At 38.6% G+C, this 18,891-nt stretch carries 18 protein-coding genes; 7 read left to right on the plus strand and 11 right to left on the minus strand.

From position 1 onward, the window contains the following. Positions 1 to 55: 55 nt before the first annotated feature. The 9 genes from G3570_RS00665 to G3570_RS00705 form a co-directional block, all read right to left on the minus strand. A complete protein-coding gene (locus G3570_RS00665) occupies positions 56 to 955 on the minus strand; it encodes an alpha/beta fold hydrolase (protein WP_165138148.1) in 900 nt (299 codons plus the stop codon). A 336-nt stretch (positions 956 to 1,291) separates the two neighbouring features. Continuing rightward, the gene (locus G3570_RS00670) at positions 1,292 to 1,765 is read right to left on the minus strand and encodes a cupin domain-containing protein (protein ID WP_165138150.1); all 474 of its coding nucleotides are present in this window, start codon (positions 1,763 to 1,765) and stop codon (positions 1,292 to 1,294) included. A gap of 387 nt (positions 1,766 to 2,152) precedes the next feature. After that, the gene (locus G3570_RS00675; protein ID WP_165138152.1) at positions 2,153 to 2,989 is read right to left on the minus strand and encodes a DUF4249 domain-containing protein; all 837 of its coding nucleotides are present in this window, start codon (positions 2,987 to 2,989) and stop codon (positions 2,153 to 2,155) included. A 9-nt stretch (positions 2,990 to 2,998) separates the two neighbouring features. After that, positions 2,999 to 5,428, minus strand: a complete 2,430-nt coding sequence (locus G3570_RS00680) for a TonB-dependent receptor (RefSeq protein ID WP_165138154.1) — start codon at positions 5,426 to 5,428, stop codon at positions 2,999 to 3,001. A 177-nt stretch (positions 5,429 to 5,605) separates the two neighbouring features. After that, complete coding sequence (locus tag G3570_RS00685) at positions 5,606 to 6,490, minus strand: efflux RND transporter permease subunit (protein WP_165138156.1); 885 nt, start codon at positions 6,488 to 6,490, stop codon at positions 5,606 to 5,608. A 371-nt stretch (positions 6,491 to 6,861) separates the two neighbouring features. Next, positions 6,862 to 7,389 (minus strand): periplasmic heavy metal sensor, encoded by a 528-nt coding sequence (locus G3570_RS00690; protein WP_165138158.1) that lies wholly within the window; start codon positions 7,387 to 7,389, stop codon positions 6,862 to 6,864. A gap of 2 nt (positions 7,390 to 7,391) precedes the next feature. Continuing rightward, positions 7,392 to 7,862: an anti-sigma factor gene (locus tag G3570_RS00695; RefSeq protein ID WP_165138160.1), complete on the minus strand. Its 471-nt coding sequence runs from the start codon at positions 7,860 to 7,862 to the stop codon at positions 7,392 to 7,394. 24 nt (positions 7,863 to 7,886) lie between these two features. Beyond that, the gene (locus G3570_RS00700; RefSeq protein ID WP_165138162.1) at positions 7,887 to 8,462 is read right to left on the minus strand and encodes an RNA polymerase sigma factor; all 576 of its coding nucleotides are present in this window, start codon (positions 8,460 to 8,462) and stop codon (positions 7,887 to 7,889) included. A 649-nt stretch (positions 8,463 to 9,111) separates the two neighbouring features. Continuing rightward, positions 9,112 to 10,305, minus strand: coding sequence for a M24 family metallopeptidase (locus G3570_RS00705; RefSeq protein ID WP_165138164.1), 1,194 nt, complete (start codon positions 10,303 to 10,305; stop codon positions 9,112 to 9,114). Between the two features lie 698 nt (positions 10,306 to 11,003). On the opposite strand from G3570_RS00705, the gene G3570_RS00710 reads away from it, so the two are divergent. Next, a complete protein-coding gene (locus tag G3570_RS00710; RefSeq protein ID WP_165138166.1) occupies positions 11,004 to 11,576 on the plus strand; it encodes a hypothetical protein in 573 nt (190 codons plus the stop codon). A gap of 713 nt (positions 11,577 to 12,289) precedes the next feature. Then, positions 12,290 to 14,032, plus strand: coding sequence for a Na/Pi cotransporter family protein (locus G3570_RS00715; RefSeq protein WP_165138168.1), 1,743 nt, complete (start codon positions 12,290 to 12,292; stop codon positions 14,030 to 14,032). A gap of 47 nt (positions 14,033 to 14,079) precedes the next feature. Here G3570_RS00715 and G3570_RS16455 read toward each other — a convergent pair whose 3' ends face one another. Continuing rightward, the gene (locus G3570_RS16455; protein WP_282958211.1) at positions 14,080 to 14,211 is read right to left on the minus strand and encodes a hypothetical protein; all 132 of its coding nucleotides are present in this window, start codon (positions 14,209 to 14,211) and stop codon (positions 14,080 to 14,082) included. Positions 14,212 to 14,409: 198 nt separating this feature from the next. On the opposite strand from G3570_RS16455, the gene G3570_RS00720 reads away from it, so the two are divergent. The 5 genes from G3570_RS00720 (at position 14,410) to G3570_RS00740 (ending at position 17,721) form a co-directional block, all read left to right on the plus strand. Continuing rightward, positions 14,410 to 14,655 carry a hypothetical protein gene (locus G3570_RS00720; RefSeq protein WP_165138170.1) on the plus strand — a complete coding sequence of 82 codons (246 nt, stop codon included), beginning with the start codon at positions 14,410 to 14,412 and terminating at the stop codon, positions 14,653 to 14,655. Positions 14,656 to 14,817: 162 nt separating this feature from the next. Then, positions 14,818 to 16,035 (plus strand): site-specific integrase, encoded by a 1,218-nt coding sequence (locus G3570_RS00725; RefSeq protein WP_165138172.1) that lies wholly within the window; start codon positions 14,818 to 14,820, stop codon positions 16,033 to 16,035. A gap of 33 nt (positions 16,036 to 16,068) precedes the next feature. Next, positions 16,069 to 16,896, plus strand: coding sequence for a hypothetical protein (locus G3570_RS00730; RefSeq protein WP_165138174.1), 828 nt, complete (start codon positions 16,069 to 16,071; stop codon positions 16,894 to 16,896). Positions 16,897 to 16,998: 102 nt separating this feature from the next. After that, entirely contained in the window at positions 16,999 to 17,286 is a 288-nt protein-coding gene (locus tag G3570_RS00735) for a helix-turn-helix domain-containing protein (protein ID WP_165138176.1), read from the plus strand. A 189-nt stretch (positions 17,287 to 17,475) separates the two neighbouring features. Next, entirely contained in the window at positions 17,476 to 17,721 is a 246-nt protein-coding gene (locus tag G3570_RS00740) for a hypothetical protein (protein WP_165138178.1), read from the plus strand. Between the two features lie 463 nt (positions 17,722 to 18,184). Here the strand turns inward: G3570_RS00740 and G3570_RS00745 are convergent, their stop codons facing one another. Next, on the minus strand, positions 18,185 to 18,883 hold the full coding sequence (locus tag G3570_RS00745; protein ID WP_165138180.1) for a hypothetical protein: 699 nt from the start codon (positions 18,881 to 18,883) through the stop codon (positions 18,185 to 18,187). Positions 18,884 to 18,891 lie beyond the last annotated feature (8 nt).

Here is an 18,891-nt window from a genome sequence, read left to right on the forward strand (position 1 = left end):
GTGAAACACAAACGCATTCACTTATTTTTTTTGCCATAAAAATCTAAATGTACGTTCATTGGGTTTTAAGAAAACGAATCACTTCTTCGTTAAAGTCTTGAGGGTTTTCATAAACGAAGCCATGGGAGGCCGATGGAATTACTATCCGTTTACTGTTAGGCAAACACCTTTCAAGTGTATCATTAATGAGACCAAATACTTCCGGACTCAGTTCACCATCAATCAATAATGTTGGTACATTTACCTTACCTGCATCTTCACATGAAAAAGGCGCAAAAAGGTTTTCTTCCTTCATTGCCCCTTCTAATTCACGTGAATTATCCATCATGTTCGCCCGTATTGTTTTGGGAAGCTTCTCATATGCACCTTCACCCAATACTATATTAATAAATTGGCGAATTGCCTCTTCAGTCTCGCCTCTTATAAAAGCTTCACGAACTTGTAGGTTGGGGTCTCCTTCAGAGGACGTTTCAAGCAGAGGCATGACCGGCGGTTCTCCCAAAATCAAACTTTGAATCAGTTCTGGATAATTTCTTGTAGCCAAAAGAGCTGCGAACGCCCCAAAAGAGTGGCCGACAAGATGGACTTGTTTTAATTTCAAATGCTTAATGAATTCGACAAGATCTTTTGCATGAATGGTTACAGAGAAGTTTGAACTATCCTGTGGCCACGGATTTGGGAAATGGTACCGACGGCTATAAGCTATCACCTGATAATTATTAGAGAATGGTCCGATTTGCTCAGTCCATGTTCGATAATCTCCCAATGTACCGTGAACAAAAATAATTGGTTCCCCTTCTCCTGTTTCTATATAGTTCAATGTGACGCCATTAACCTTTGCTTCTTTTATTTGAACTTGTTCAGTCATCTTGTCTTGCTCCTGTCCAAATAATGGATTTGCAGATAAACAAACCATGAATAGAAGATTGATACAAACTAATATAAATTTTGGCATGCTGACTCCTCCTGAATGATTTGAATTATGGCTAATGTAATATTATGTCGTTCCTGGATATTATCTTTATTCCAGATAATGTTCCCAAGCACCATTCTAGGGATTCTAAGGGAGATAATGTGAAATATTATCAGCCTTAACATTCTCAGCAATCTTGAGCTGCCCGCTCGGAAATAACGGAAAGCTGCCGGTGCTGTTAAGGCTGCCAACATAAAATCTCCCCTCTTTGTGGGTTGTTAAAAGCAGCTAGTATAAAACCAAATTTACCTCAATAATACTTCACTTAGATTCTAAATATGACTTTTACTAAAAAACATTAGAGGGAGGTTGCTTTTACTAATTTCTAGGCCTGTATATGTCATGAGTAAGCAACTTTATGGTGGTATTGCCTGTATTTATAGCTGCGTCGGTTAACGATGAGCTGACAAATCCCACACCAGTTGGTAATTCCATGGTTTGCTTATCCCCTCCTTTGAAATAAACATCAAGTGTACCTCCTTCAATTACGTAAACAGTATGATCGGGATGAAAATGCCAGCCAACAGAATCACCAGGTTCCATTCTTCCAATATACATTTTGATGCCTAGTGTATCTCCAAGTATTTCTACATTATCAGCTCCTATTACCGTTAAATCCATGGCCGGATCATAAGTAGATATTGAATATTGTTCATTCTGTTCTACAGGTGAAGCCTCTGTGGCTGCTTCATTCTGATTCATATTTTCTGATTGTTGATTGCAAGCAGTAAGAGTAAAAATCAAAGCTGCAATTACTAGAAAAGCTATTGAAATCTGAATTGTCCTATTCATCACATCTTCCCGATTTATCTTGTGAATTGAATTAATTATCCCTGTTGGTATGGGGAGTACCGAGAAGATGATTAGGAGTAACCCTATAGAAAAATAATGTAATAAAACATATATAAAACAATCATTTATGTATAGCAAACTCTATATATTTAAGCCTCTTTCAGCCAGCCTAAGCCTTTTTTATAATATACCCGTGCCGAATTAAGTACCCTCCAAGGAAGTGATTTAAAGCTGCTGGTTGATTAAGACTGCTGATAAGATGACCCGATTAGCCCCACAGAGATTCAAATCAAAACAATTTTCTATCACAACGGTAATTTAATCTGGATTGCCAAGTTGCTTGACTATAAATAATGGCAATAAACTGAAGTCGCAGAAGCTTATCCTTTAGTTTTCTAGAATCCAAAAGAATGTGCTATCGCTACTGAATGAAGTAAAGATACCCAAGCCATTGGTTATGTTGGTGGGTGGTTCATTCAATTGTCTCGAATCCTGTTCTCGCTCTTCATATAGACTTACGTAATCTTTATTTACGCTATAAACAGTCACTTTATGCCTTCCGTAAAAACCTCCCCTAAGGTCTATCGTGTAGAAATCACTGTTAGTAGGGGTAGTTCTAAATGATAAATTGCCTGCAAATAGACCGCCATTGAAACCGGGTGCGTTTTCGGCATTAATAATGGGTATTGGATTTTCTTCGAGGTTCTCTACTACAATAAAATGATAATTTTCTTCAGGGTTGTTCCATGTTACTTGTGGCTCTGGCAGGTTCCGAATGATTTCAAAGGGAGGTTGATCTGAGTCTATATAAAGAATGTCGTCAGAAACCTGAACACGGTTGGGTTGCGGGGGTACACTGGTTTTAGAAGTAATCTGGTTATTGTTATAGTTGACTTCAAGTTCATAGGTGCCTCCGGGATTGATGACAAGATCATTACCGGAATAACGATATAGCCCGGAATCTCCCGGAGCAAGAGCGAAAAGATAGGGTTGTCCCTCATAGCTCACTACCACTTCAGCATTGTTAATGGGCTCAGGAATCGTATCTGTACTGGACAATGGTATCATCAGGGACAGTTGAATAAGTTCTGATGTTCCGTCGCTGTATAAATATCCTTCAACCACAGGAATTTCTTGGACCTCGGTCGGGTCGGTAAGGTGATCACATTTTGATAAAACTAACGTGATTAATCCGGCTAGAAATAAATATTTAATAACTTTCATAATTTCCTTTTATAGATTGATTCTGAAAAATAGATTTGGGGTAAAACCCAGGTAGTTTATATCTGTAACTGCAACATTCTGATCATCAACAGAAAATTCACGATACCATACATTATCTCTGTTATAAACATTGAACACAGAAAGTCCTAACTTGGCATTATTCCCGCCGGTGCCAAGGTTAAATTCATAAGTTGCCGACAAGTCCATCCGGTGATAGGCAGGGAGTCTGAATTCATTCTTTCCCCCAATATGCAGGTAAGAATATTCGGTTCCGTCAAGAAGAGTGAGGTCATAGTAACCCACTGGGGCTGAGTAAGGCTTGCCGGTGGCGTACACCCAGTTGGCAGCAAGGGTCCATTTTCCAAATTTATAACTACTCACTAGCTTAAGTTCATGTGTTTGATCGTGAAGGGCGGGGTAGGAATTTCCATTATTTAGACCATCGAAGGTATAGTCAGTATCACTTAGAGTATAGCTGATCCAACCGGTATATCTACCAATATTCTGTTTAAACAATACATCAATCCCTTTTGTGATACCATCTCCGTAAAAGAACAGCTCTTCCTGTTCGATACTGGACAAAGGTCCACCAAAGCGAAGTGAGTATTCAGACAATCCACTTAGATTTTTTTGGTATACTTCCACATCAAGCAGAAAGTTGGGGCGTTCATAGGATGCACCGACGATATAGTGCTCTGATGAGCCAACCGGCATGCCATCATTACCTGTCAGAAGCCAAAAATCCGTACTGCCCTGTTGGATGTCTTCCTGGACCGTACGGTTGATAAATTGGTTATACTTTCCCCAGGCTCCCTTTAATTTTAGTCGGTCGGTTAGACGGAGTTCCAGAGAAGCGCGGGGTTGCCAGTAGAATTCTTCGGTCACATCATAGTAGCTGGCTCGAATACCAGTTGTTATTAAAAGCCTATCAAATAGGGTCCAATCATCTTGTACATATCCGGTATAGATGGTTCCAAGATTACTCCGGTTTACAACATTTAGCGTATCGTTGATTGTGTTTCGATAATCAATCTCATTTTGGGTAATCTGTCCCCCAATATTGAGGTCATTGGAATCCGAAACTTTGTATTCGGCATCAAACTTAAAAGTAACATCACGAACATCGTTTTCCCCACTAATATCAAAACCGCCAAATGCCTGTTCGTCACTCTCACTTGAATTTTGCCGGACGCGGTCAGAAAAGTAGTTAGAGTAGGATAGCACGACATTGGTATAAAGCCTGTCATTCCAAAGGCGCGACCAGCGAAGACCTGCTCCGCGATTTCCCCACTTGGTTACATCGTTTATACTGAGATCTGTAATATCTTCCTCGCTACTGTTTGGGCCAAAACCTCCAAACTGTTGTACTCTAGAGTTGTCCAGATTATCCTGCCCTCCGTATAAACTAATGGCAATAAGATCACTATTTGACGGGCGATAAGTAATTTTAGTGTTAAGATCGTAAAAATTAAAATCCGGCTCGGTTTGAAATTGGCCGCCTCCGAAGGGACCTTGTATTTCTCCTCCACCGGGACCCGTGTTCCCATCATCGAAGAGTCCAAAAATTTTATTATAAATTCCTGTTTGTAAGATATCGGTATAGGAACGCCGCCCGGAGATAAGAACGGAGGCTTTATCGGTTACAGGAAATTCAAGCGTTGCATCAGCACTAAGAGCACTTAATCCTCCGCTAAACTTGAACTCGTTAAAATTTCCTGACCGCCCATTCAATTCCATCACACTTGATAACCTCCCCCCATATTTTGCGGGATAACCGCCTTTATGAAGCTGTACATCCTGTATAGCATTGCTATTAAAAGCGCTAAAGAAACCGAAAAAGTGATCCACTTTGTAAAGGGTAATTCCGTCGAGGGTAATCAGGTTTTGATCGGGTGTACCACCGCGAACGAATAGACCGGCAGTTGATTCATTAGTTCCACTGACTCCTGGTAGCAGTTGCAATGCACGTGATATATCTTTCTCTCCAAGACTTGGCAAGTATTGTATCTGGGTAGGTGAGATTGATGTTCTGCTAATTCGGTCTGATTTTATGAATTCATATTCTTCGGCTTCAACTGTAACCTCATCAAGTTGAGTTGTGGCCTTGGCGAGTTGCACTTCTAACAACTGAACAGTTGCTTCTGAATCTATTGTCACAGTCTTACTCTTATAGCCAATATAACTGAATGATAAAGAGACGGAATCTGATGGAAGGTTTACGATAGTAAAATATCCGTCTGCATTAGTTGTAGTACCTCGTTTTGTGTTCAGTATCCCAACGTTGACATTAGGCAACCCTTCACCCGTACTTTCATCTTTAACAATACCCCTAATTGAACCACTATGTTGGGAAAGGGCGAGCTCAGGCAGAAAAAGATGAGCCATCAGTAACGTTAAAATTGCTTTTTGGATGTATTTCTTATTCTCTGCTTTTCCCATTGATCTGTTTCTGATTTAAAATTGTGAGGATGGAAATGCCGCTTAAAACAGTGCACCCTTGAAAGCCTAATTTTCGTTCGCTGGCTTCGTATATAAGCGAGTTTCTTGCCCCGGTCTTAATTATGGCAGATGCAACTGCTGCATCTGCCATAAAGTTTAGGCGCCTTATTGAACGAATTAATTGAGTTTAACCAATCTATGGTCAGCAGATCTCATAATAACCCGGTATGTTTTACCATCAGTCTGAAAATCATTTACATACAGCTGTCCAACAGATATATGAAGTGTTTTTGCTGCTGAACGCTCCGAAATTTCCGAAAGGGTTTGTTCCGTGATTGTGTAGGTACCGTTTTGCTCCTCCAATAGGATCATTTTTGAATGGTCCCTGTTAAATGATCCCGGTTTTTCTCCAGCCTTTGGATCAAATGACGGACGAATGTGAATCGCAACAGGCTTTCCTGCTACCGCATCCCAGCTCAATTCAATTTCTCCGGAATGATTTTCAAGGATTTCGTCGGATGGTGAAAGAATGGACACCTGTTTGTTCGGAGTAGTGGTTGTCAGATGTAAGGCTGGAAAAACATCGGATCCGGATGTACTGATGGAATATTGGCTACCGGCGTCATAGGAGAGGGATGCCTGTTTCGTAAAAGGACCAAACGACCGGTGGCTATATATAATGTGTTCTCCAGAGAACCGACTTTTTTGTTTTGTCAACTTAATTGATTCACCCCTTGCAGACTCAATACTTACGCTCCCCATTTCTACTGTGGGTGTATCATAAGGTGGTTTCAGTAACACTTCTTTATCAAATCCTATGGCCAATGCCATACCAAGTTCATCATTTTCATTAGAAAATAGCGGGTTAAGAGAACTCCAATTCATAGAAAAAATGCCATTTCCATGAACTTCATTATTCTCAATAGAGATAAGTGCTGAGGTCATCGGATCCATTAATTGGATGTCAGATAAATTCTCTTGGGATGAATTGAGTGCGTCTGTACATGAAATTACATTTACGATAAATAGTGATAGAATAGCTATTGATCTTAGTTTATGCATGTTTTTCCTGCTTTAAGAATTAAGGTTATAATTTGCTGCTTGTTTGTTTAGACAAACGCAAAACAAAATTCTTGCATAATTTTAGGTACTGATGATAAATGGAATTGATGTATTGGGATAGGCAGAGAATTGAAGAGAAGTTGACTACCCTTATTTTAGATAATTTGTAAAGCTGGTTTTTGGGCAGTTTTATGTATTGAAAAATGTATTTCGGGAGAGGTGCAAGAAAATCTATTTTATTGCAGTAAGAAGGGTTTACGTAACTTAAAAAGTTGGGCTTTACCCCCCCCCAATAACTCTACTAGAAATAGCCCATTTACACATCTTTGAGAAGTAACCTAATTTTCTCTTTTCTAGGATAAGAAAGAGGATTACTGGTTTTTGAAAGGCCTGTTTAACTGTGGTGGATTAATGCCATTGGGACCGGGCCCATTGCTACGGCCAGCTGACATAATTCGCTTGATAAAGATTCTCTGTTGATCCTCTGATAAGAACGTTTTTGCACTTTGTAGACTCTCCAATGCATGCTTGCCAATTTCTAATCGGAGATCGGCAATCTCACGCAAGGTTTGCTGTGAGCTAACAGAGTCAACCCCCTCTTGGTTTATTAGTGCATTAAACATTTCCTCTTCTCGTAATCGAATCTCTTCCCGAAGGGGTTCAATTTCAGCACGATAGGATTTTACAAGTTGAGTCAGTTTTTGCTGTTGCTCAGGCGACAGATTTTCAATTTTTTCAAAATGGCTGGCAAATGGTGGTTCATATTTTGGCTCTGGATTCAATAACCGAGCTATTGGAGGGCGTTGATCTGCCACATGCAGGTATACAATCGTTCCCAAAAGCCCAATATTGAGAACCACTAAAAAAATTAGAGCGCCGGCTATCGTTTTCACTTTCATTGTCAGTCACCTTCGATTTCAGTTAAAACTTCTTCCAATTTTGATCCAAAATTTGGCTGAGCCATGCCTTCATAATAAAGTTCTGTTACAGATATTTGTTCTGGCGTTTGTTCCTCATCTGCGATGTACACCAATTGTTGGCCTAATAAAAATCCAAACAGTAGTCCGAACAGAATTAGTGATCCAGTCATTGCTTTGGAGAGTCCCAATAAGGCTAGTTTATTAGCTTCATGCTCTTCCTGTTCACTCTCAACTTTGCTCTTTATTCGAGCCGGCAAATACGGATCTTTTTGCAAAAAAGGTAACTGATTTGTTTTGGGGTGTTCCATTATGGTTTGCATTGTATGATAATACTTTGCGCAGTGTTCACACATTTCTAGATGATGTTCGACAATCTGCCTTTTCTTATCATCCAGTCGTCCCATGGACCATTCAAGAAAATAATCGTCAACATGATCTATGTTATCATTCATAGATAATACCTCACTATTTTTATTCTAATCTCGTAAATCTTCACTATACGGTTTTATTAAGACCATTAATTTCTTCTTTGCACGAAAAATTCTCGACTCTACAGTACTCAAACTAAGATCCATTGCATCAGCTATATCTTTGTTACCCATCTCCTCATAGCGTTGCAGAATCAGGGGAACTCTGTATTTGATGGGAAGCTTTTGTATCAGTGTCCAAATAAGGTTCTCCTGTTCCTCTCTTTCCAATTTTTTATCAGGGGATTCATATCCGTCATACCCCCAAAATTCAAATATAGGTCTCTCAGATTGCAATACTTCTGAGATAGACTGTTCCAGCAGATCTAGCCAATTATACCTGTTTTGTTTCTTCAGGTAGTTAAGAATATGATTTAGTGCGATCCGGTAAATCCACGTGTAGGCGCTTGACTGGTGATTAAAATTGTCAAGATTCTCATATACTTTTATAAAAATATCCTGGGTCAAATCCCTGGCTACATCTTCACCGCCGGTCATTCTATATGCCACATTCAAAATACGATCGCCGTACTCTTCATACAGCGCATCAAATGTTAACGTTTGTTGTTGTGTGGATTCTGTCATTAAAGCATCATCGTTCAGCTGCTTACTAAGACTTAGTTTTGTCCTATATAGTTAGACAAATCATAGTAAAGAATCTTGCAAAAAAAATTCTGGAAGCTTGAACTTAAATTGAGAAAGCTAAACAACTATCTTGGATAGGAATGCAGAGTATAATCATAGACAGGAAAATGGCAAGTATTAGAAACGTCATAAGTGACTTCAGGATCACCAACAGATTTAAGTTGTTCGTGCTAAAATCTGTCCGGATGTGTTCAAAACTAGCTTACATTCACCTAAGAGTTTTATAAAATCGCCAAGCCACCAAAACGACCGACACGACATTTTTATTGAAAACTTAGTAGGAAAAATAGAATTGCTCTATTTATTGAAATATTTCTGGAAAACGTGTCGAGATGTCGGTGCCCTCCTTGTGTATAAAACGTTAATAATTCAAACCTCATTTTGCTTGAATGGGTACCTTTAAAACAGCGGGTGTTAGGAATTCAGATTGACCCAACGTGGATATGTCCCTTCGAAAGCCTAGTATAACACTTAGAGAGAATTTGGTCCTGAAATATTGTTCTGAATTTTTATGAGGTGCCCTAAGTCCATATAGCTGGTCTATTGGTCCTTTACACAACTTGGACGGGCCAAATTGTTGGCGGTATTTTTAACCCCTTATATTGAACAGTTTCTTAATAATCTTCCCTTTAAGTTTCGGAAATACCTTCAAATTAGTGAAGGTTAATTGTTCTAATTGGTCATTACAATTCGTCATTATTTCATACCCGTTTTTCGTAATTCTAACAGTATCCGAATGCCTAAAGCCTCCAACTCCCTCAATATATATTCCTGGCTCAATACTCACGACCATATTCTCTTTGAGGATCGTTTTATCTCCAAGGGCAAGATAAGGTCCTTCGTGATTCCCCAACCCTATTCCATGACCTGTTCGATGCATTAATTTATCCCCTAACCCTTCTTTGTTTATGAATTCTCTTGAAGCAATATCAACCTCTTCAGCAACCACACCTGCTTTGATTACTTCATAACTTTTTTTCCTCGCTTCTAACATCAGTTCAAATATTTCTCTCTGTTCATTGGTGGGTCGTGCTGTAAAAAATGTTCTCTCGAGTTCTGCTGCATATCCATTTACCCTCAAAAAAGCTAGACTGATATGAGAACCATCAGTTAATAAATCTCCGACTTTGGGTATACCATGAGGCTGGTAAGATATTCTGCTTGGCCAAGCTGCTACTAAAATATTAGAGGACAGATAATCAAAATCAGTTTCTTTGATTACTTTTTTTTGAATATCCTTTCCTATTGAAAGAACTTCCAATTCTGACATTCCATAGTAAGCACTTTTATTGAGTTTAGATATTGCTTTATCACAATAATTAGATGCTTGTTTAATGAGCTCAATTTCGGTTTTGCTCTTGATCCACCTTAATTTTTCAACAAGGTTACTTAACCTAACCGAAAAACCTTGCTCTTGTAAAAAACTTCCCAACTCATAGGGTGATTTTGATGAAAGTCCAACAGCTGAATGATTTTGAAGTTCATTAATTAAGATGTCTTTCCAGCGTTCAGGACTTTGGGCAGGGTATTCCCAATAACAAGCTATGTTGTCTACGTTATCAACTTTTTTTAAATGAGCCAGTTCCATTTTTGGCAGAATGAAATTAACTTCATTTTTTTTGATAATCAGCAGAAATAGCCTTTCAAGAGATTTATAAGTCAGCCCCGTCAGATAATAAATATCTTCCTCTTCCGCTACGATCAATTGGTCGATACCTTCTTCTGGCAGCTTTTTTTGAAGCGTTTCTATTCTCTTCTTGTATTCTGATTTATTGATTTTCATTTTTCTTTTTTGACTACCACTTTTGTTGGCATATCACTGACTCAATACATTTTCCTGACTCAAGCGTATATACCTTATCACCTGACTAAGTGGTTATTCGGTACTATTTGGAATTCAAATACATTATTAAAAGCAATGCTAGTGATTTAAAACGAGATATGCGAGGTATCAAATAGAGCTATTGTCAGGACCTTTGCCCATAACATGCAAGCAGTCTTAGCAGCTTTCAAAGCTCTCTCCAAATTAAGCTGCCAGAGCTGCTTTGGGCAACGAAGGCTGCTTACTAACAACCTAGCATCCACCTGGTAGTTATATACCTTCTCCTGACAAGCCAATACGACAAACACGACATCCTTTTTGAAATATTTGTAGGGAAAATAGACATACCCTAGTTACTGAAAAGTTTCTGAAAAACGAGTCGGGATGTCGGTGTGACTCTTCTCCCTTAATTAGCGTGCCTAAATCAGCAGGTATACGAATCAAAGCTTTTTACTAAGTCAAACTTCTAATGTCCATGTTGGAACTAGATAAAATTAATATGTACTAATAAAATTAGAATTATCTTGACATTTGTCGCACTATAAGCTTCTATTTAAGAACTACACGTCAAAGAAATCGTAGTAAGTAAAATTGTTATTACTCCATTTAAAATAAACTTGCATGTGTTTATGTGCAGTTAACAAAATAATGGAGGTAACATGAAACGATTAATTTCTGTATCTATCATATGTAGCTTATTCCTGCTTTCTTTAGGATGTGAGGATTCAGCTATAGCTCCTGATGCAAATCAAGGTGCCTCAGAGCTTTCGTTGCAATTTAATCAGCAAAGCCCTGATTTATTACATACACGATCGGCACCATCTCTTCAATCTACCATCGAATATGTATTTGCAGGTCATTTAGGAATCACGGACTCTGAGGGAAGACTTCTTGTATGGGAAGCAGAGATCCACGGAGATTTAGAAGGAACCATGAAATGGTGGTTTGTTCCTGGCGGTGGCCCACCCAATAGACCAGAGGAGGCACATACAGGTTTTTACGAGGCAAGATGGGAAGTCTGGAATGCTGAGGAAACGGTTTTAATGCTAGCTGGGAAAAGCAGCGGAGTGACTGCGCTTCCTAAAGGTAAAGACGGTATATGGAATGGTCATGGAATGGTTACAGAAACCCATACTGATTATGAGGCCTGGAATGGGCGGCGTATCAAAGAAGGTGGAAATGTTAATTTTGAATTCCCCTATTCGGGTGAAGGCACCTTTAGAATTAACTAAAAGCTATTATATGTTTTTATACCCTCCCCCAATCTAACCAAAGAGATTGGGGGATATTTTTACATTTTAAATTTGATGAGGTTGCTAGAATACTCATATAAAATAATTTCCATTTACGTTCCTAATATTTCCAAATATCTATTTGTTAAGATGAGAATTCATAAGCTCTAATTATCTTTTAGGCCAAGAAATACTGGAATTGATACTTACCATAAGTTGGGAATATAGTGCACTTACCTGCTAATAATCGCTCTTTAAAGCACGTTAAGATATAATTGTATATGCAAGCAACGTAGCAAAAAGTAGGCAAATGAAGAATTTATTGGTCATATGTTGGACAGAATTTTGGGTATAAAATGATGAATTTATTAACCTGTAATTCGACAATTTGCTATTAGTAATTGTATATACAAACTATTAAATGTCTCTTGTAAATCTACATTAAGGAAAGTTTTCACATCCCAAGAATACTGATCCCGCATTCGCTTCCCTGGTGCCTTCACCCGTCGCCTAAAAATCAAATGAATTCGGGGTTTTGATAGCTATGATGCTACCTTGTTTTGTTTGGTTTCTACCAAAAGGTGAGAGTCGGTATTTAAGCCTTGAAAGAAAGACAATCTTACAACAGTTCTTACATCTTGTTATATTCCTAAACTTTTTGAGAGAATTAGTACAACCGCATGGACTTATACTATTAGAAAAATAAACGTGATATGAATTTTGGCTTCTTTGATTTACTGCAACTGATTGGAGCATTGGGAATCTTCATCTATGGGATGAAGGTATTCAGCGACGGTCTCCAAAAAGTTGCCGGACACAAATTGCGTACTATTCTTAAAGGTATGACCAGCACCCGTTTCCGGGGTATACTTACCGGTTTTACCGCCACAACCATTACACAATCTTCTTCTACTACCACAGTCATGGTAGTCAGTTTTGTGAATGCCGGCCTTATCACATTTATTGAATCTACAGGCGTGATAATGGGGGCCAATATCGGGACGACCGTTACTGCATGGATGATTTCCATTTTTGGGTTTAAAATGCAGATTACACCCATAGCAATAATGCTGATTGGTATTTTCTTTCCCTTCATCTTCTTCGGTCGCGAACGCTTCCGCAACCTAGCTGAGGCTATGATCGGATTTGGTATTCTTTTTATCGGTCTTGACTTTATTAAAAACGGGGTTCCTAACATACAGGAAAACCCCGCGATGTTTATGTTTCTGGATCAGTTTACCGAGTTTGGATTTCTATCGATCCTTATATTTGTGGTAGCCGGAACCCTGCTAACCCTGCTCACCCAGTCTTCATCCGCCGCCTCAGCGATAACTCTGGTAATGTTATTCGAAGGCTGGATTGATTTTCCCATTGCGGCTGCCATGGTACTTGGTGAGAATATCGGAACCACCGTAACCGCCAATATAGCCGCGCTGGTAGGCAATGTTTATGCTAAACGCGCCGCCCGCTTTCACTTTGTGTTTAATGTATTCGGGGTATTATGGATGCTGTTACTTATCAATCCATTTCTTGCGGGTATTGATGCAACGATGAGTTACTTTTTGCCAGGCTCTGCCTCCATATTAAATGCTACAGATCAAGTAGGCAGGGCAAATGCCACCTTGGCACTTTCGCTGTTTCACACCGTATTCAATGTGGCCAATGTATTGTTACTTGTCGGTTTTGTCCCTCATATTGTAAATTTTATCAAGAAGTATCAGAAAGAAAAGAAAGATACCCAACATCGTCTGCAGTATATCTCTTCCGGAATGATGTCTTCTCCGGAACTCTCCATGTCGCAGGCACACAAAGAGATTGAACTGTTCGTGAAGCTGATAGAAAAGATGCATTTCAATATTAAGGGATTGCTGTTTAAGAAGCAGAAGAAGCAAGAACGCTTTTTGGATAAGATCGAAAAACGGGAGCAGATTACAGATAACATTGAGCTGGAAATCGCTGAATACCTGACCAAGATTTCTAGCTACAATCTTACGGAAGAGGCAAGTCGCCGAATTCGTGGGATGCACAGCACAATTAATGACCTTGAGCGAGTAGGTGACATCTATTTTCAGATGTCAAAGACCTATGAGAGAATGATATCAGAAGGAAATGAACTGCCTGATGAAGCCATGGATAGACTGAATAAGATGCTTGATCTGGTACATGACTCCATTCAAAATGTCAGGGATAATTTGGCCATGGAAAATGGAGATATCGATCTTGAAAAAGCGGTTCACATTGAAAATTCCATCGACCTCATGCGGGATGAACTTTTGGAATTTCATTATAAACAGCTCGAGAACAATATCTATTCAAATAAAGTCGGTTTCGTTTTCCTGGACTATCTGAATCGCCTCGAAAAGATTGGTGATCATCTCTTTAATGTTAATGAGGCTCTCGCTGGCGTAAAAGTGAAAGCAGCTTATGATAGGGTTTTCGAAGAAAGAGGGGCGTAGTTAGTAAGCATTAGCTTTCAAAAAACTGGATTCTATATATAGCAGTATTAATTTGAAGGCAGGAATCCGGTAAGTCCAAGGATGAACTTAAAAATCCGATATCCAAAAAAGCACTGCAGTGCTCCTACTACAATAGTCAGCCCAAAAATAATAGTTCGTACATCTTGATGTAGTTCCATGTACACATGCTAGTAATTTTAGAAGAGATATTCGAGTAGTTATCTGTAGGGTACATGTTAAAAGAATTGGTTAAAGGAGAGGGCAAATCTGATAAATTTTATCGATTGTTAAGGTAATTATGGGTTCATAATTGAGTAGTGTTTTTATATTATGTAAAATAGAAATGCATCACCAATTCACTGCAAAGAATGACTATTATGACAAGAGAAGAATTTGACAACCTACCAAAACCAAAATTTAAACAAGGACAATATATTACAGACGGGAGAGACCAATCTTTTGAGATTGATTTTGTAGAGTGGGATTTTGAAAAAGAGGGGTATTATTATTTTCCTCGTCCTGATACCTATGCGGGCAAGATTTACCAAAGCGAAGCCAGGTTAACTGACCCACCACCACACCCATCTCTGTTAGTTTATGAGATGCTATTCGGGAATAAATAGACCGAATTTCGCACAGCTTTTTAGTGGTACGAACGTACCACCTCCCTCACATTCTTTTAAATACATTTTGTCTTTAAAAAAGTAGGGATGACCACTACTTGTCATGCGAATTTATATTATGTAAAGTTATGTCAAGTAAAATCTAGACGGAAACTACTTGGCATGGCAACTTTAAATTTATATCAGAAAATCCGAAAAGGGAATGATCATCACCCTGTTTACCTGCGCATAACTCACAACCGAAGATCAAGAATGGTAAATCTTGATATCAGGATTTCTGAAGACGACTGGAACGCTGAACGCGGAGAAGTTCGAAGGTCCCATCCTAATCACACATGGCTTAATAATTTTCTGAAAGCCAAGAAAGCAGAGGCTCAGCAGCAAATACTTAAGGTAAGGTCCAGAAAGAGTAAAGGAATATCTGTGGAGGTGTTGAAAGAGGCAGTGGAAGGAAAGTGGCAAGACATGACCAACTTCTTTTCCTTTGCGGAAGACATTATTGCCGATTTTGAGCAGCAGCAAAAATATAACCGCAAGCGTAATTACAAAGTGGTAATCGGTCGACTTAAAGAATTTTGGGGCAAAGATACTCTCGCTTTCTCAGATTTGAATTTGACCTTTCTACGCAAATTCAATGTGTTTTTGGAGACGAAGTATGGTAATAATCCAAATACCCGAGAAAATTATTTTAAGAAGATACGCAAAATCTTCAATGACGCGATTCGAGAGGGATATGTAGAGCGTTCGCTTTATCCCTTTGACCAGTTTGATATGCCAAGTGCTAAGAGTTACAAAACGAAGCTTTCCTATGAACAAATAAAGAATATGGCTTCTGTTGAATTGACCAAAGGCCAACGGCAGCGTCAGAGCCGTAACATATTTGTATTTGCTTTCTATGCCAGAGGTATGCGGTTTCGTGATGCTATACAATTGAAGTGGAAAAAAATTAAAAATGGGAGACTTGTATATCGAATGTCAAAGACCGGACAGCTGGTAAATATGAAACTACTTCCTCAGATGCAGAAGATATTGGATGAACACAAACCTGAGGAAGGAGAGCCTGACCCAGAAGATTTCATTTTTCCATTCTTCGAAAAAGAAAAAGACTATGGCAATAAGAATTTTTTAGATAAGCAGGTCTCTTCCAAAAACTCATTAATTAATAGCAATATTAAAAAGGTAGCTAAGAAAGCAGAGATTACGGAACGTGTCTCCTTTCATGTAGCTCGTCACTCCTTCGCTTATCATTGCCTAACTATGGGAAAAGATATCTTTACCATCAAGGACCTCTTAGGCCACAGCGATATTAAGGAAACCCTTCGATATGTGAAGAGCCTTGGTGCCGATCACCTGGATAAGGAAGTAGACGATATATTTTAATCAGAACCCTTTCATCTTAACCAAACACCTTTTATGTATAACAACTATTATCTCATTCCTGAAGAATTATCAGATACGTATAACGAAATTACTTTTGAATCCTCCCCTTACCATGACACCTTCAAAGTATGGTGGAATCGGTCTGTTGACTCCATAAAACAAGATAACTCGGCTACGGAAACCAAACGTTTGTTCAATGGCCTTGCTGATTGCAAGAGATTGTCAGACGATTTACGGAACAGAGTTGAAGTTAAGGTTCAAAACGTTAAACAAAAGCGAGAGACTTTAGTTAATCGTTTAACGGAAACAGACAGTAATAAAGAGCTGTATGCAGAATTGTTAAACATCTGGTCGGATTTACCTGTGCAAACGAACGAAGCGATTGAAAAATCATTGAATTTGTTAAACGAATTCCAGCCTAGCCAACCAGAGCGCTCATTTACTAAGGCTGAGACTCTGTATCATAAGATAAAAGGAATCAAAAAAGTACTGGACCAAGCCGCAATTTTATACGCCAAGTATTTAGGCATAGAAAAGTGTATAACATTTTATTGGGAGTGGGACCAGTTATGTTACTATGATGAGGCCATGTCTCATACACCAATAGTCAGTTGTGACGAAATAAAAAATGTCAGTATCAAAGAGCTTATAGCTAAGGGGCATCGACCGGATCATGGGGCACGTATACGCTACCGGTATTATATGGAAGAAGAGGAATACACCATGAATGAAGCCTACATAAAAATACGTGAAGATCTGGAACAACTTAGGCCTGAAGTTACCTATGCTCTGCCGGATAGCGTCAGAAGTTTCAATAAGACAGCTAAAAACTACATCAAAGAACTTCAAGATGTGAATTAGTAGTAAAAAGAGTGCATAGAAGGGAAGGTATTTGCCATTGAAAAGCGCCTAATAAACCCGAAACTCATAGCGAATTAAAACAGTAATTTAAAAGAACAAGCTATGAGCAACCATATACAAATAACGTTAAACGATGATCTCCTCAGGACCTTTACCAATGCCATAAAAGAAGCGGTCAGGGAAGAACTTCCCCAATACCAGGACAGCTTCCGTAAGGACTGGCTTTCTACCGAAGAGGTCATGGAGATGTTAAGCGTCTCCCGAAGGACCATTCAAAACTATCGCGACGAAGGCAAGGTACCGTACACTCAAAACGGACGGAAAATCTTGTACCCTCGCGATGGTATAGAAGAGTTCTTGCGTAAAAACATGATTAAAGCCTACCGATAACATATGAGGGGCGACCAACTAGTCGCCCCTTTCTTGTTAAACATCTTCCTTCCAAATTGAAATCATTTCTCTCTTATGTATAACAATTCAGAACAATGCTGTCTGTCCTGTGGAACCGATATCTCAAATAAACGCAATGATGCGAAGTACTGCAGTGACCGGTGTCGGATGCGGTACCGCAGAAAGCAAATGCACGATCAATTAATTGAGGAACTGATACAACTTTTCACTCAGTTGCCGAACCATTCCGTACAACGCATTTATAGGACACTGTTACTGACAGGTACAAATGCAAAAGACGGAAATTATCAATCATGGGGAAGTAAAGAGCTTGAAAGTATGTCTAAAGACCAACTTAGAGACCTAATTAAGGAGAAACGAGTCTTGCTGAATGCAGAAAAGGTTAAATATTGGTGGGTAAACCGGAATAGTTAGGGACTCCAAACGTATTTCATTAATTGTTTCTACTATAGAAGCAATGGCAAATGGACTCTACCAGGCTAAATTGCCTAATAAGGGTCATACAAGCCGTTTAAACACGTCATATAGTGTAAATGACATACATTATTGTAGCCAAATTGATCTGCTTATCCCGCTTTGTATAACACAGTTAATGGTTAAAAGTGGTTCTCGTTAAACAAATTTATATCTGCAAATCCTCTCTTTGTATAACATTGTGGTGGGCAACAAATGTTGGTTTCAACAAATCAATATTTACGTTTTAACGTCATGACGGTATAACTTTAGGATTTGGAAATATCTAATTTCGGAATCTTGAATTGATCTATAAATAAATCCTACTCTGGAACTGCATATATTTTTTTGATTTGTTGGGATGTAGAATTCAACAACTTTCTTGAGGCTAAATTAAACATATCAACACCAATTAAAATGCAGACTAATGTTGAGGATTTTTAAACCCAGGAAATGCTTTAACCCACTCCCAAAAAGCTTCCCAAAATGATTGGCCATTAGATTGATTTAGTTTTGGGTTCTTGGCTTTCTGATCACTTTTCAATTCGTCTTTAGAACTCTGTTTATCTAAAATGGTATTAGATTTTATTGGTTCTTTTATTCCTAGGAATTCTTCAACAGAACTAGATTTGGTTCTATTAAGCGCTTGATTCAATTCTACATCATTAAAGTACCTTTGACCAATAAGCCAATTCCGATTCTGATATACATCAAAAGCTTTTCCAAAATAGGATTTATTATTTTTCTTTGGTTTTTGGGGATTCTTTAAAAAATAAACATAGGGATAGGACCTCTTATTTACTTTATTTTCATCCCAGCCTATGAACTTTTGAAGTTTTTGATGTGGTGTTTTATAGCAAAAACAAAACTCAAATACATTCATTACGTATTTATTTTTAACATCAACAGCATATTCACCTGGCTTTACTTTTCTAAGCTGTTTTTTGCTTCCCTTATTTGCTCCCCATATATAAATGGGGTCTTCTTTTGTAAAGTGCTTTTTAAGTTTCTGATAGATATTCTTTGGCACAAAATTTTCTAGTTGTTCTAGATAAAAAGATTGATCTAAGCTTTTCTGGCGATTCTTTGATGACTTACCGGCAGCAATAAAATATACACCCATTATTTCAC

Origin of the sequence: Halalkalibaculum roseum (assembly GCF_011059145.1) — a bacterium.
GTDB lineage: Bacteria > Bacteroidota > Rhodothermia > Balneolales > Balneolaceae > Halalkalibaculum > Halalkalibaculum roseum.

Excerpts from the sequence above, each read along its gene's own strand:
- G3570_RS00665 (WP_165138148.1), bottom strand. The coding sequence starts at position 955 with ATGCCAAAATTTATATTAGTTTGTATCAATCTTCTATTCATGGTTTGT.
- G3570_RS00670 (WP_165138150.1), bottom strand. The coding sequence starts at position 1,765 with ATGAATAGGACAATTCAGATTTCAATAGCTTTTCTAGTAATTGCAGCT.
- G3570_RS00675 (WP_165138152.1), bottom strand. The coding sequence starts at position 2,989 with ATGAAAGTTATTAAATATTTATTTCTAGCCGGATTAATCACGTTAGTT.
- G3570_RS00680 (WP_165138154.1), bottom strand. The coding sequence starts at position 5,428 with ATGGGAAAAGCAGAGAATAAGAAATACATCCAAAAAGCAATTTTAACG.
- G3570_RS00685 (WP_165138156.1), bottom strand. The coding sequence starts at position 6,490 with ATGCATAAACTAAGATCAATAGCTATTCTATCACTATTTATCGTAAAT.
- G3570_RS00690 (WP_165138158.1), bottom strand. The coding sequence starts at position 7,389 with ATGAAAGTGAAAACGATAGCCGGCGCTCTAATTTTTTTAGTGGTTCTC.
- G3570_RS00695 (WP_165138160.1), bottom strand. The coding sequence starts at position 7,862 with ATGAATGATAACATAGATCATGTTGACGATTATTTTCTTGAATGGTCC.
- G3570_RS00700 (WP_165138162.1), bottom strand. The coding sequence starts at position 8,462 with ATGACAGAATCCACACAACAACAAACGTTAACATTTGATGCGCTGTAT.
- G3570_RS00705 (WP_165138164.1), bottom strand. The coding sequence starts at position 10,305 with ATGAAAATCAATAAATCAGAATACAAGAAGAGAATAGAAACGCTTCAA.
- G3570_RS00710 (WP_165138166.1), top strand. The coding sequence starts at position 11,004 with ATGAAACGATTAATTTCTGTATCTATCATATGTAGCTTATTCCTGCTT.
- G3570_RS00715 (WP_165138168.1), top strand. The coding sequence starts at position 12,290 with ATGAATTTTGGCTTCTTTGATTTACTGCAACTGATTGGAGCATTGGGA.
- G3570_RS16455 (WP_282958211.1), bottom strand. The coding sequence starts at position 14,211 with ATGGAACTACATCAAGATGTACGAACTATTATTTTTGGGCTGACTATT.
- G3570_RS00720 (WP_165138170.1), top strand. The coding sequence starts at position 14,410 with ATGACAAGAGAAGAATTTGACAACCTACCAAAACCAAAATTTAAACAA.
- G3570_RS00725 (WP_165138172.1), top strand. The coding sequence starts at position 14,818 with ATGGCAACTTTAAATTTATATCAGAAAATCCGAAAAGGGAATGATCAT.
- G3570_RS00730 (WP_165138174.1), top strand. The coding sequence starts at position 16,069 with ATGTATAACAACTATTATCTCATTCCTGAAGAATTATCAGATACGTAT.
- G3570_RS00735 (WP_165138176.1), top strand. The coding sequence starts at position 16,999 with ATGAGCAACCATATACAAATAACGTTAAACGATGATCTCCTCAGGACC.
- G3570_RS00740 (WP_165138178.1), top strand. The coding sequence starts at position 17,476 with ATGCACGATCAATTAATTGAGGAACTGATACAACTTTTCACTCAGTTG.
- G3570_RS00745 (WP_165138180.1), bottom strand. The coding sequence starts at position 18,883 with ATGGGTGTATATTTTATTGCTGCCGGTAAGTCATCAAAGAATCGCCAG.